Below are 12,567 nucleotides of genomic sequence, written 5' to 3'. Positions count from 1 at the left end.
TGCTATGCACACATGGAAAAGCGTGGCTCTCGTTATCTTCGATACGCTCTTTACACTGCAACCAAATACGTCTGTTAACAAGATCAATAGAAAACAGCCTTCTGGCGTGCTCCAGCGCTTTTACATGATTTAGGCTGATATTGAGCTGCTCGGCAAGCTGCATTTGTGTGAGGTTTTTGCTTTCGCGCAAAGCTTTCATTCTCTTTCCGCATTCCACAGGATTAAAGCGCATGGGTTTACCCTCCAGATCTTGACGTGTGAATGAACGTGCAAAATCTGGCGCTCAGGGATATCGGGCGATGTACGTCTCCCAGCCTCGGCGCATACGTCACTCCCAAAGGGGCGACGGAAGCAGATCCCGAAACGCAAAAAAGACCGGCAGACAGCCGCAATTTCTCTAAAGAAATCGCTTCCGTCTGCCGGTCTCGTCCGGCCTATAGCCGGTCCAGTCCTATCTGACAAACTCTTGACTCCTGAATTCCGTCCCTGAGGGCTAAACCCAATCCGACGCAGATACAATATGTCTCATGCAATATTCAGTTTGAATGGGTCTCAGGCAAACTCTTCAAAATAGAGGGATGCCCGTGTGACAGATATTTTGTTCTTTTCCATCTGGATGACCCAGTGCCGGTTGCACTTGGAACATTTTTGCAAACCGGTGACGATGATCTTTCCACACATGAGGCGGGTGCCGCATCGGGGGCAGGTAGAAATGTACAGCTCGGATCGAAAATCGTTCTGCATAAGGACCTCCTTTTCATGTGAGAAAGATCTGCGGTGAAAATAATAAAAAAGACCGCAAACGACTCTTCTGTATATTCCAAATAGGGATATGGGAAGCTTCGTTTGAGGTCTTTGTGTCCATTATTTTACTTGTTGGGTTCTTTGGGAGGAGTTTCATGATCCGGCTGGGGATAGTTACAAACGGGACGCTCGGGCTGATATACGCCTCCCATGCAAGAAGGAGGCCAGCCAAATCGCTCGAGAACAATGGCGCGGTTCAGGATTTCTTTTCCGATGTTATTCAACAGCTTCATACAAAAAACCTCCATGCTTCTGTTTGATTTTCTCGGCCACTATAAGCAGTATACTGACTAGTATGCCATTAAAACTAAAAATCAGTACCTGAGGGAACCCAAGCTGGACAGAAATGACTTGTATGATTGTAATACAGACAAGTGTGAAATTCTTTTTTTTCCGGTTTGAAGATATGATTTCTTGTTCAAAGTGTAGTTGCGGCGGATAAATAGGGTTGGTTCTAAATGCAGCTAGAATCAATAGAATATCAAGTGTCCACATGGTGAGCGAATTTATGCGCATCAGAACAGGGGCGAATATATAAAGAACAATGAAGGTTGTTACTGTTGTCAGCAGAATACACATCCAATTATAAGGAGCATGCCATCCACCCATTCGCCGACGCAAAAAATACATTGTTGCCATAAAAACAAGCGTGTTGAAATATTGATTGGAAATAATGCAACAAATCGACAGGATCAGAAGAAAACAGAATTGAAGAAGTTTTTTTTCAACTACATAAAGACACCAGGTGTAATTGTTTTCTTCGACCCAATTGTGCCGGAAAAACCATTCGGTCAATCGGCGGGAAATGCTATGAAGCATCTGTTTTATACCTCTCTTTGGACAGTATATAACACATTTTTAGAACTATATGTAGATTTTGCAGTGAGATTGGCTATTTTTGCAGTGAAATCGGTATACGCTTATGAAAGAGTTTCAGGAATTTGGGCAGAGAAGCAAAATAGGCTCGAATCTTCTTTATAGGCTACGGCAAAAACGGCCTTATAACGATTTAGAATTGCAGCAACATTCTTCAATCCGTAGCCGTGTTCTTCGGATCGTTTGGAAGGCAGCACAACTTGATTGTCTAAAACTTTTACAGGAAATGCGGTCATATTTTCAATATAAAGAAAACTGCTCTCTTCTTCTACTTTCATCACAAGGGTGATTTTTTTACTTTTATCATCTGTGATCTTCTCACAAGCTTCAATGGCGTTGTCAACCAAATTAGAGAGGACAACAACAAGATGCTCATCTTTCAGTCCAAAACAGGTGAGATCATCCAATTGAAATAAGAAGTGAACCCCTTTTGACTGCGCGATATGGTATTTCTGACTCAAAAGCACATCTACAACCAGCCTGCCCGTCTTAACGATCAGTGAAGTGCTCATACTATCTTTCATGACCGTTTGAATATAGGGCAACAATTCGCTATGAGGAGCTTCGCATTCTGCCAAGCCGTAAATGATGCTGAGTTGATTTTGAAAATCATGGGTCATTTTTCGCTGGTTCTTATAGGCGGTTGCCCAAGCTTCAACAATATCGTTTTGATATTTGATGTTTTGTGTCAAAACTGTATTATCTTGGATAAGCTGCTGTTCTCGATCCAAATAATTTAGCGTAATAAATGCAAAAGCATTCATTATAAACAAAGCAATTGTGCAGAATAAGATTTCTCTTGCAGCAAAAGGAACGATCCAATATAAATGCCACAAGAAAACGGAAATAAACATAGAGACAATGGGCAAAACAAAAATTTTCAACCAGTGTTTCCATGTGGTGTGATGAAAATAAAATCGCTGTTTTACAGCTGATTTGAAAATCGTAAATAGCAATATTTCAAAGATCTTTGCAATATAACAAATCAGATAGTATCCATATGGGTCACGATACAATTCTTGCATGGTGATATTTTTCAGAATTGTAATGGCCATAAAAAAGAAATTGTCGGCAATGTTTATAAATGATGAAAACAAAACTGAAATTGCGATACATTTTATCGAAGGAACACGGTATATTACAACGAGCCAAAGCGAGTCAACACAAGTGAGAAGCACCAGCTTGAAAAGCACATTTGACTCTGAAATCGCCAGGCAAATAAAGTTCAGACCCGTCAACACAACGGTAGAGAGTATAAATTTACTTGAGGTGATCTTTTTCTGAAAGAAAGCGCCGGAAAAAACCATAAAAGCTAAAACTTCGATAAATACTACAAAATAGTTTAAGAGGAGGGATAGTTCATAACTCATAAGCGGCGGCCTTTCCACATAAGATACTCTGCACAGATTGCTTTGTAATCTTTTTCAGAGACCTTTAAGATCTCGCCATTTCGTAATTGCGCTGTATATCCTGAAATTTTGCTGATATAAGACATATTAACGAGAAAACTTTTTTGCAGGCGAATAAAGCCTTTGCCAGACAACCGTTCGGTATAATCGTTCATTTTTCCACGGCACTCTAATACAGGGGAAGCAGCTTCTGTTGTGTGTAATAAAACACAACGATAGGGAGTACCCTCAACGTATAAAATGTCTCGTAAGGGAATTTCAATCTGAAGGTTTTTTGAGTCAACCACGATCGTTTCCTTGCCGTCCAAGAGTTTGTCTTGAATCGCATCCAGACAGGAGTCAAGTTCTTCTATATAGTTTTCTTTCAAAATATAACGGAAAGCACTAACTTTATATCCACTGGGGGCAAATTGCAAAAAGGCCGTTATAAATACCAATATAAGGTCGGGGTAGTGCTGACGGATTTGAGAGGCAACCTCCAGGCCGTTCATCTCTGGCATATCAACATCCAAAAATACAGCGTGCAGAGTGCCAAGATTAGAATTTAGCAGATCTTGCGGATGGGAGAAAATACGGCAGTTTAAAGCCCAATCTCGTTTTGCAAACTCCATACTGATTTTCTGATATAATTTATCAGAGAATCGCGGATCATCATCAAGAATAGCAATTCTCATAAGAGACACGCACCTTTCGACTTGCCTTTTTCTTTTTACCATACAGCTATTTGCCTCACTCTGTCAATGATTTTTTAAGATGTGCTTATCTTTAGCACAATTAAAGCTTGGATTTATGCTAAAGTCAAGAAAAGTTCTGATGATTAGCATAAAATGAGGCGTGCCTATGAAAATCTATGATTTTAATGGCAAGAAAAATATTAGCGGAGAACGCATTCGAGAAGCTCGAATCAAGATGCATCTATCACAGAAAGCGTTGGCTGTACGGTTAAAGCTGGAAGGAGTGGAATTAGAAAGAGACTGTATCAGTAGAATTGAGATCGGCACTCGCTTTGTTGCTGATTATGAGATAAAGATGATAGCAAAGACGTTGAATGTTTCCGTTTTGTGGCTCTTAGGGATCGAGTGACCTTGGTGAATGAACCAAGGTCACTTTTGTTATATATGCGTTGATTTACCAGAAGTGGCGCAGCAAGAAGCCGCGTTTTTGGGGATCTTTTTTTGTGTAGAGGAGGCCACAGCTGCCACAATTCCCTTTTTCACTGCACAAAAGCCTGTTTGTACTGAAAAATGCCAAATTCATCTCTCAACAGTGCTAATATAAAGACGACCAAAGCGCTGGAATAAGGGCTGCCAGACAAAAGTTGTTCACAGGAGGGATTAAAATGCACCTAAAGGAATCTGCCTACAACTTCATTTATGATGACCTGGGCAAAGATCAGATTGTATTTTACAACTCACGCACTGGTGCACTGGCAGTAGTGCATGAAGATCAGTATAAGCAGTATAAGGGGTTTCAGGAGAAAGGAAAAGAAATTGAGGATGCGGAGTTCCTCAAGAATCTTTTGAAATGCGGTTATCTGCTTCCAGCAGAAGTGGACGAGAAGTTCCTAATCAAAACCAATATGATGCAGGGGCGGTATAACAAGAATTTGCTATCCTTAACTATTGCACCTACGATGGCGTGTAATTTCAGATGCATTTATTGTTTTGAGAAAGGGCATTATGGCAATTCCCTGATGGATGGGGAAACACAAATTGCATTGATGAACTTTATCAAATCCCACTTGGATGGAGTGAAAAACATTAATGTTACTTGGTTTGGTGGAGAACCTCTTTTGGGAATGTCTGTCATCGAAAGCCTGTCCGAACAGATTATAGCTTTGTGTGAAGAGAAAGAGCTTCAATACCAAGCGGGAATTATTACAAATGGGTATCTTTTGACGCCGGAAAATGCAGAAAAGCTGAAAAAATATAATGTACGATATGCACAAGTTACTGTGGATGGACCAAAAGAAATTCATAATGAACGGCGTCCAACGGTTAATGGACAGGGAACATACGATGTTATTATGAATAATCTAAAAAGTATCTGTGGTATCTTACATGTGCATCTAAGAATCAACGTCGATATTAAAAATATCGAATTAGCCAACGAGGTAGTATCTCATTTGAAGCAAGAAAACATGTTGGAATACATCCACCCCTATCTCGGGCTGGTTATTCCATACAATGGAACGTATGAGGCTGATAAATGTCTTACAAATGAACTCTATTCAAAATACAACTTGTATTTTATGAAGAAAAACAATATTCCGTTTCAAACAACATATCCGAGACCTCGTGGCAATCACTGCGTTTCTGATTTCTATAACGGGTGGGTCGTTGATGAAAAAGGATATTTGTATAAGTGCTGGAACGATATTGGTGAGATTTCAAAAGCAGTCGGGAATATCAACTTTGGAGAAAATAGTCTGCAAAGCACAAAATTGATTTCCGAATATTCATCTTGCGATTTCTTTGAAGATCCCAAGTGCAAAGAATGCAAGCTGTTGCCGGTGTGTATGGGAGGCTGCCCCCATAGTCGTGTGGAAGGTAAAACAATTTGTCATCAATTGAATTTTCGCATGAAGGACTACCTTATTGAATATACACGAACCCTTGTTTCCACAACATAATGTCTGAACAAAGCTCAAATATTAAAGGGAGGTAATAATATGCCTGTATCGCGATTCTTGATTCCCTTGGTTTCTACTGTTTGGATCTTTAGTGTGATGGGGGGGATGGGAATGCATGTATTGGCAGAGCAACCCACAGAAGTACAGGCGGTAAGGCGACAGTTTTCAACATTGGAGGAAGTGACCGCTGTCCAAGTCCAGGAGGAGGGGTCGACGGTCCGCTTCCTACCGGGGGAGGGAGAGGAAGTCTGCGTCCGCTATGCGGATACGACAGCGGAAGCACTGTACGAGATTCAGGTCGAGAACGGCACCCTGGTCGTCCAAAAATTAAAAGCCCCACCCCCGAAAGTTGTCACCATCAACGGAACGATTATGCAGTTTGAGGTGGACAGCGCCTATGACCTGGAGATTGTCCTGCCCCAGCGTCAGTATAAGTCGATCGTTGTAGAAAATCCGTCCGGAGGCAATGTAGAGATGGATTCTATTACAGCCAAGGAAATCTGCACTGAGTTAAAAAATGGATCTTCGGTGTTTTCAAAAACACAGTCTGACAGAATAAAATCAGAAATTGAAAACGGCTCCGTAGTGTTCGAACATCCAACTTCCTCTCAATACGATTGCACGGTGAAGAACGGAGAGATCAAGGGAGATGTTGTAGGCAGGTATGAGGATTACACGGTAAAGGCTAGGGTCAAAAATGGTTCTTGTATGTTGAAATCTCGCTTGGATGCTGCGAATCAACACGCAATGAATCTCTACGTGGAGAATGGTCGAATCGAAGTCCATTTTAAAAATTAATGATGGATGAGAATAGCATCGGTAGATGCATGCTAATATTGATGTTATCTCTAATATTATAATCGAAAGGAGAACAGTATGAACATTTTAATTCCTCCCATTGTTAACATGCCGAGAGTATGCGATGAATGTCCTGAGGATTTGTGTCTCATTGGATACACACCGCCTTGCCCGAGTCAGTGTTACGATTTTGATTTTACGTGCGAGCCGATTTACAATTCGTATGAGTGTTCAGGCACATTTACCATGAGCTGACACAATTATATGAGCAAGGGCATTGTGATTCTTTTGGGAATTCTCTCCATAGGGTTGCAATGCTCTTGCTTTTTATGATATTGATTGGTGATAAAAATGTTTTGCTTTTTAATGAGTAAAATCAAGGAGGTTAGGCGAGAAGCGATTGCCTATCTTTCAATCACATTGTTTTTATGGCTTATTGGAATATTGACTCCATACATATCTGGACTTTATATTGATTTTCTGATTACAGAGATATCTTTTAAATTGCTTATTTGGTTTGTCGTAGTTATCGCTGTTATTGGAAGTCTGCAAATGTTCTGTCGATATTTTATGTCGGTGGCATCAACAAAATTCAATCAGAAGCTAGTTGCAAGTATCAGTAGTAATATCTATCAAAAAATTTTTAACTCAAGATACAGCGAGTATACGAATGTTGATAATGCTTATTATATAGATCAAATCAACAAAGATACTTCTACACTTGTAACTTTTTTCTCTGCCAACATACTAAGCTTTTTCTTTCAAATTGCGACAATTATTATTAGTGCTATAATTGTGCTAAGAGCAGATAAATTGCTTTGTATGATTGTTTTCTCTGTGATACCGGTATATATTATTACATTTCTCTGGAATCAGAAGGGATTGTATATCTCTCGGAGGATACAAAAAGAAAAATCGAATGAGTTTTTTTCACGCTGTTCAGAACAGATTAATAAGTTTGAATATATTAAAAGAAACACCTTGAATATTGAGATGAAAAGTCGATTTCAAGAAGCTTTTGATAAAATGATGGGATCATCGATACATGCAATCAAAGTAAGCTACGTATTTACAAATTTAAATCAATTTGTAGTTTTATTGATTTATGTGTGCATTGTCGGGATTGGCGGCTACAAAGTAAGTACAGGTAGTCTTAGTGTTGGTTTCTTTTCCATAATAAACACGTATTTCAATATGATTATCAGCTCAATTTCATACTTTATTGGATTGGCTGGAAGTTATCAGGATGCCAAAATATCTTTTCAACGTATTGAAAAGATTTTGAAATCACCCGACGAGGAAAAAGGGGAACAGGGGATCGATTCGATTCAAAAAGTTGAATGCAAAGACTTTTCTCTCCGGCATGGAAGCCATATGCTCTTGGATCATTGCAGCATTACATTTTATCGAGGAAGAATTTATGGTCTGTACGGCCAGAATGGAACTGGCAAGACAACTTTTTTGAACGCCCTTATCGGTCTTTTTTCGGGAGAAACGTCTGGAATCGTTTCCTATAACGGAATTGCGATCGATCGGCTCAATATGCCATTGCTCCGGCGGCAGAAAATTTCCTATGTTGAACAAACTCCAGTCATGTTGAATATGTCGGTCAAGGCATTTTTGAATTTTGGAATTGAGCAAAGCCAATCTGTCGCAGAGACACAAAAAATGCTCATAGAAATGCTGGAAATAGACGATCTTCTGACAAAAGACATCAATGAAAACGGCAACAATCTTTCAGGGGGAGAAAAACAAAAGCTGTCAATTGTAAGAGCATTAAGTAAAGAAAGCTTTTTGATCCTGTTGGATGAGCCGACTTCTGCTCTTGACAAAGATAGCATTGAAAAGCTGATGACGCTGCTCAAACAAAGGAAAATGCAGGCGATCATTTTATTGGTTTCACATGATCAGAAGGTATTGGAACAATGTGATGAGGTAATCGATATTTCCGATCTTCGAGGCAACTAGAGGAAAACGAGGTGGCAAGCAGGGCGAGCTGGTACCAACTCGCGATTTTTGAATCAGATTTTTCAAATCCAAATTCAAAATGCTTGTTGGGCTGTGCCCAATCCCCTATCGTTCCGCATCGTGCGATGCAGGCTGCGCGTTTGTTCCAAACACTTTTATAACAAAAAAGATAGCCTAGGGCTCTTCCATGAGGGAAGGGTCCTAGGCTATCTTCGTTTATCGGGACTTCGTTTTTTCGGTGCTGCTCTTTTCCTCTGCAAAGAACAGTTCTACGTTTCTCTTTGCACGAAGAAGCTCCTGCATTTCTTCTTTCGCTTTACGATAGTCCGGGTAGAGTGCTTTCTTTTCCGTCAGCAGCTTGGAATATTCCGTATCCAGTTCTTTCACCTTGGGGAGCTTTTTCAGGTTAGCTTCATCGAATGCCGCTTTCGCTGCCTTGTGCAGTGTGATCTCTGCACGATGACCTTCCAGAAAGTGCTTGCTGTATCCGGTCTTTCGGTAGGCATCATAGACTGGTCGCGTCTTGGCGTAGTTGATGATGTGTGCTTTCAGCACCGCAATTTCTGCCAGTCGATTTTCAGAATCTTTAATGGAATCGCCCAGTTCGTGATAGTGAGCAGTAGCAGCATCCACACGCTCCTGCATCTCCTCAATGCTGCCGATTTTATTTTCCTGCAAAAAAATCAGGGTCTTGGACATCTCTTTCAAATTGTAGCGTTTAGCCCACCGTGCATAGCCTTCGCTTTTGCCCTCGGAGAGTTTTGCCTGAATGTCCACCAACAGGTGGAACGGCTGCTCTTTCGGTGGCTGCTTCTGATACGGGCGGTGTTCGGATTCTCCGGCAATGACCGCCTTGATTTCATCTTCACTGTATCCCGCGCCCAGTGTCCGAAAACGGATAAAGCGTTTCTGCCGTGTTCCTTTGACCGAAGTGTACTTTCCCCGTTTGATTTCGTAGCCCTGCTGTTCCAGCTTCTGAAGAAAGCCCTCGAAATTTGCGGGCCTCTCGTTCAGCAGGATGTTGTCGATTACGGCACACAGCTTATCACGATTACTTTCTCTGGGTGGATAAAGGGTGCGCTTCTGCCGCTCTCGGTACGGCTTGATTTCAATAACAGACAGCTGATGTTCCAGACAAATCAAATCGCTCAACCGCTGCACGGCCAGCCCGGATAATAAAAAATCCCGAAATTTTCGGGTGCTGTCCAGCGCAGTGGAGTTGTAGATAATGTGATTGTGGATGTGTTCCCGGTCTGTGTGGGTGGCAACGATAAAAGCGTATTTGCCCTTGGTAAACCGCATGGCAAGTTCATAGCCCACCTTGTTGGCTTCCTCGGCGGTAATCTCACCGGGCTTGAAAGACTGTCGAATTTGATAGGCGATCACATCATTTTTTTGTATGCGCCCAGTGACAAATTCATACTGCCGCTTGGAAAGCATAAATTCTTCGTCTGCGGTCAAGGGGCTGCACTCATAGCTGCTGACCAGTTCTCCCTTGTTCGTTTTGTCAGGATTCTTCGCGTAGTCCGTGCGGCTTTTCAGGCAGGCCGCAACCGACTTGCCCCTGTTTTTGTGCAGCGCAATCAAACGTGTTGCGGCCATCGAACGCCCCCTTTTCTTAAAAATAAATTGGAATTGACTTCAAAATCTGATACACTGGTAAAAATATCTGTGAAAGGAATCTGTCCCATGAAAAAGCACGGACATTATTGTAAAGTCTGCGACGAGTACAAAGCAAATGAAAAGTTTTCGGGCAAAGGTCATACAGCGCACATCTGTAAAAAGTGCGCTGCTCTGCCGCCAGATGTACGCTCTGCGCAGATGATCGAAAACAAGCTGCTTTCTTTGCCATGGAGACTTTCCAAAGAACAAATAAAATGGCTGAACAACAAAGCCCATGACAAGCGGCCTGAGATTCGGAAGCTTGCGCAGGAGCAGCTTGATATGCGCTTCCACCCGGAACGGCTTGCGTCGGATGATGCCGATGAATTTGAAGATTTACTGCTCAATAAGGATGACGAGGACGAAGATGAGTGGTAATCCTTATGCTAATAAAATTTATGTAACCCGCAGTGTTTGACTGCGGGCAGTGTTACAGCTCGGTCAGCTTTGCAAGAATTTGCTTGCTGACGCTGATCAGTTCATCCAACCGGGCGCGCAAATCCTCCAGATCGGCAGTATAAATCTGACCGTTTTCATTGGCTACTTTGGCGTACTGGTTCAGATTGTTGCTACACATCTGCAAAAGATACGCCATCCGGCGCAGCTGCGGCAGATCCAGATGCAGACAATACCCGTCCAGTGCCATCTTGCGCAGATAGGAGCCAATGCTCAGGATGCCGCTGGCTTCCATTTTGTTCCGAATCCGCTCCAATTCCGGCTTGCTGACCCGGAAATGGAGTTGCTGGTCGCGGCGGTCGCTCACCGGGCATCACCATCCTTGTCGTAATAACTGCGGAAGGGCTTCACCGGCTCCGTCTTGTCCGACTTTTCTTCCAGTGCCGCCAGCACCGAGGGACGGCGAGGTGCATCCTCCTGTTCTTCCTCATCCTGTTCCGGCTCGTGGCTCTTTTCGTCCACATCCAACTGAGCGTTCAATTCTGCAAGTCGTGCGGACTTCTCTGCCAGTTCTTCCTCCTGCGGGAAGGGCTTTTCCACCTCAATCTGTGCCGCTGCCTGCTGCTGATGCAGGGTATCCAGCTCGTTTTCTGCGGCGGTGATACGCTCCGGGAAGTTGTTCAGGGAGTTATCCAGACGGATGATGTTGCCCAGTGGGTCGGTGCCCAAGGGCACCGGGTACCTCCGCTGCCCCTTCAGAATCGCCTGATATTCGCTGCGGAAGGTATCGAACCGCAGAGACAACTCAAAGCCCCGGTAGCTGCCGATCACTTTTTCTTCGGCGTTGGGCAGTTCGGAGCAGGCAAGCACCAGACGCTCACCGGCGGTCTTTTTCTCATCGTAGGCAACACCTTTGATGGTCATGCCGCAAAACTCCTCCTTGCCCTGCGGATAGGCGTCGGCAAGCTGTGCATCCCCTTTCAGCCCGGCAATATAGGCGTTCGTTTCCTGAATGTCAGCCGGGAATTTTGTGAGCAGCTTGTCTTGCAAGCGGAATTTCTGGCTCTGGTGGTCGGCTTTCAACACCTTCAGCTTTGCCACCTGCACGTCCAAATCCATTTTTTCTTTAATCAATGGATTTCCAGCACACAATGCCTTGATCTCCGCATAGGAAAGTGCCTGTTCGTCCACATCCTCGCAGGAGCGAACAGGAGATTTGGAAGTCATGATTTGGCTGATAAACCGCTGTTTATTCTCAAGGGTCTGAAACAAGTACGAGTCAAATGTCCCTTCCGTGACGTAATTGAACACCTTGACTTCCTTATTCATATTGCCCTGACGGATGATGCGACCATTGCGCTGGGTCATGTCGCTGGGCTTCCAGCCAACATCCAGATGATGCACCGCCACAAGCCGGGACTGGACGTTGGTGCCCGCTCCCATTTTCGCCGTGCTTCCGAGCAAAACTCGCACATCGCCGGAGCGCACTTTGGAGAACAATGCCGCTTTTTTTGCTTCGGTATCTGCGTTGTGGATAAACTCGATCTCGTTTTCCGGCACACCGGCAGCAACCAGCTTTTTGCGAATGTCATCGTAGACGTTGAAATTGCCATCGTTCTTTGGTGTTGAGAGGTCACAGAACAAAAGTTGGGTCAGCTTCTGGTCTTTGCCTTCCTCCCAGATCTTCAGCACGTTCTGAACGCATACGTTCAGCTTGCTGTTGGGGTCGTCCGGCAGCATGGGGTTCATCAGGCGCACATCCAAGCCGATCTTTCTGCCGTCGTTGGTGACACAGAGCATATTGTCCACTGAGGCATCCACGGTACCGGAGTGGATTTCTGCGGCACGTTTGCTCAGTTCCTGCACCATTTCCTTTTGGATGTCGGACGGTTTCGCCACCACGGTTTCAAACTTCGCTTCGGGCACAGGCAGATGGAGCTGGTCGGATGTTTTAATGTCCGCAACCTCCTTGAACATGGACATCAGTTCCGGGAGGTTGAAGAACTTGGCAAATCTCGTTCT

Annotated in this window: 13 protein-coding genes; 5 read left to right on the top strand and 8 right to left on the bottom strand. The window is 43.5% G+C overall.

Annotated features, from left to right (window positions below; all coding sequences use genetic code 11):
- Positions 1–552 precede the first annotated feature (552 nt).
- The 5 genes from AAAU26_RS11175 to AAAU26_RS11155 all read right to left on the bottom strand — a co-directional run bounded on the left by AAAU26_RS11175 (position 553) and on the right by AAAU26_RS11155 (position 3,763).
- The gene (locus tag AAAU26_RS11175; protein ID WP_156071289.1) at positions 553–744 is read right to left on the bottom strand and encodes a hypothetical protein; all 192 of its coding nucleotides are present in this window, start codon (positions 742–744) and stop codon (positions 553–555) included.
- Positions 745–869: 125 nt separating this feature from the next.
- Positions 870–1,037 carry a hypothetical protein gene (locus AAAU26_RS11170; RefSeq protein WP_156071292.1) on the bottom strand — a complete coding sequence of 56 codons (168 nt, stop codon included), beginning with the start codon at positions 1,035–1,037 and terminating at the stop codon, positions 870–872.
- A complete protein-coding gene (locus AAAU26_RS11165) occupies positions 1,021–1,623 on the bottom strand; it encodes an accessory gene regulator B family protein (protein WP_156071295.1) in 603 nt (200 codons plus the stop codon). The genes AAAU26_RS11170 and AAAU26_RS11165 overlap by 17 nt, the downstream gene beginning before the upstream one ends.
- 101 nt (positions 1,624–1,724) lie before the next feature.
- Positions 1,725–3,050, bottom strand: a complete 1,326-nt coding sequence (locus AAAU26_RS11160) for a sensor histidine kinase (protein WP_156071299.1) — start codon at positions 3,048–3,050, stop codon at positions 1,725–1,727.
- Positions 3,047–3,763 (bottom strand): LytR/AlgR family response regulator transcription factor, encoded by a 717-nt coding sequence (locus AAAU26_RS11155; RefSeq protein ID WP_227619401.1) that lies wholly within the window; start codon positions 3,761–3,763, stop codon positions 3,047–3,049. The genes AAAU26_RS11160 and AAAU26_RS11155 overlap by 4 nt, the downstream gene beginning before the upstream one ends.
- Positions 3,764–3,929: 166 nt before the next feature.
- Here AAAU26_RS11155 and AAAU26_RS11150 point away from each other — a divergent pair, with 166 nt between their 5' ends.
- The 4 genes from AAAU26_RS11150 (at position 3,930) to AAAU26_RS11135 (ending at position 8,487) form a co-directional block, all read left to right on the top strand.
- Positions 3,930–4,172: a helix-turn-helix domain-containing protein gene (locus AAAU26_RS11150; protein WP_156071305.1), complete on the top strand. Its 243-nt coding sequence runs from the start codon at positions 3,930–3,932 to the stop codon at positions 4,170–4,172.
- Positions 4,173–4,428: 256 nt separating this feature from the next.
- Positions 4,429–5,721: a radical SAM/SPASM domain-containing protein gene (locus AAAU26_RS11145; RefSeq protein ID WP_156071309.1), complete on the top strand. Its 1,293-nt coding sequence runs from the start codon at positions 4,429–4,431 to the stop codon at positions 5,719–5,721.
- 39 nt (positions 5,722–5,760) lie between these two features.
- Positions 5,761–6,519 carry a DUF4097 family beta strand repeat-containing protein gene (locus AAAU26_RS11140; protein WP_156071312.1) on the top strand — a complete coding sequence of 253 codons (759 nt, stop codon included), beginning with the start codon at positions 5,761–5,763 and terminating at the stop codon, positions 6,517–6,519.
- A 366-nt stretch (positions 6,520–6,885) separates the two neighbouring features.
- Entirely contained in the window at positions 6,886–8,487 is a 1,602-nt protein-coding gene (locus tag AAAU26_RS11135) for an ATP-binding cassette domain-containing protein (RefSeq protein ID WP_197037433.1), read from the top strand.
- Between the two features lie 216 nt (positions 8,488–8,703).
- On the opposite strand, the gene AAAU26_RS11130 is transcribed toward AAAU26_RS11135, so the two are convergent.
- Positions 8,704–10,089, bottom strand: a complete 1,386-nt coding sequence (locus AAAU26_RS11130) for a relaxase/mobilization nuclease domain-containing protein (RefSeq protein WP_113993105.1) — start codon at positions 10,087–10,089, stop codon at positions 8,704–8,706.
- Between the two features lie 87 nt (positions 10,090–10,176).
- Here AAAU26_RS11130 and AAAU26_RS11125 point away from each other — a divergent pair, with 87 nt between their 5' ends.
- Positions 10,177–10,527, top strand: a complete 351-nt coding sequence (locus AAAU26_RS11125; RefSeq protein ID WP_097791174.1) for a hypothetical protein — start codon at positions 10,177–10,179, stop codon at positions 10,525–10,527.
- Positions 10,528–10,579: 52 nt separating this feature from the next.
- On the opposite strand, the gene AAAU26_RS11120 is transcribed toward AAAU26_RS11125, so the two are convergent.
- Together AAAU26_RS11120 and AAAU26_RS11115 are read right to left on the bottom strand one after the other, a co-directional pair.
- Positions 10,580–10,912 carry a plasmid mobilization protein gene (locus AAAU26_RS11120; RefSeq protein WP_097791173.1) on the bottom strand — a complete coding sequence of 111 codons (333 nt, stop codon included), beginning with the start codon at positions 10,910–10,912 and terminating at the stop codon, positions 10,580–10,582.
- The coding region (locus AAAU26_RS11115) for a helicase-related protein (RefSeq protein WP_349181059.1) at positions 10,909–12,567 on the bottom strand (1,659 nt) is incomplete at its 5' end. The genes AAAU26_RS11115 and AAAU26_RS11120, both read right to left, overlap by 4 nt.

Origin of the sequence: Faecalibacterium longum (assembly GCF_040094125.1) — a bacterium.
GTDB lineage: Bacteria > Bacillota > Clostridia > Oscillospirales > Ruminococcaceae > Faecalibacterium > Faecalibacterium longum.
Note: the sequence above shows the minus strand (reverse complement) of the source record. Positions and strands in the feature narration are given on the sequence as shown.

Coding starts and splice junctions, on each gene's coding strand:
- AAAU26_RS11175 (WP_156071289.1), bottom strand. CDS start 744: ATGCAGAACGATTTTCGATCCGAGCTGTACATTTCTACCTGCCCCCGA.
- AAAU26_RS11170 (WP_156071292.1), bottom strand. CDS start 1,037: ATGAAGCTGTTGAATAACATCGGAAAAGAAATCCTGAACCGCGCCATT.
- AAAU26_RS11165 (WP_156071295.1), bottom strand. CDS start 1,623: ATGCTTCATAGCATTTCCCGCCGATTGACCGAATGGTTTTTCCGGCAC.
- AAAU26_RS11160 (WP_156071299.1), bottom strand. CDS start 3,050: ATGAGTTATGAACTATCCCTCCTCTTAAACTATTTTGTAGTATTTATC.
- AAAU26_RS11155 (WP_227619401.1), bottom strand. CDS start 3,763: ATGAGAATTGCTATTCTTGATGATGATCCGCGATTCTCTGATAAATTA.
- AAAU26_RS11150 (WP_156071305.1), top strand. CDS start 3,930: ATGAAAATCTATGATTTTAATGGCAAGAAAAATATTAGCGGAGAACGC.
- AAAU26_RS11145 (WP_156071309.1), top strand. CDS start 4,429: ATGCACCTAAAGGAATCTGCCTACAACTTCATTTATGATGACCTGGGC.
- AAAU26_RS11140 (WP_156071312.1), top strand. CDS start 5,761: ATGCCTGTATCGCGATTCTTGATTCCCTTGGTTTCTACTGTTTGGATC.
- AAAU26_RS11135 (WP_197037433.1), top strand. CDS start 6,886: ATGAGTAAAATCAAGGAGGTTAGGCGAGAAGCGATTGCCTATCTTTCA.
- AAAU26_RS11130 (WP_113993105.1), bottom strand. CDS start 10,089: ATGGCCGCAACACGTTTGATTGCGCTGCACAAAAACAGGGGCAAGTCG.
- AAAU26_RS11125 (WP_097791174.1), top strand. CDS start 10,177: ATGAAAAAGCACGGACATTATTGTAAAGTCTGCGACGAGTACAAAGCA.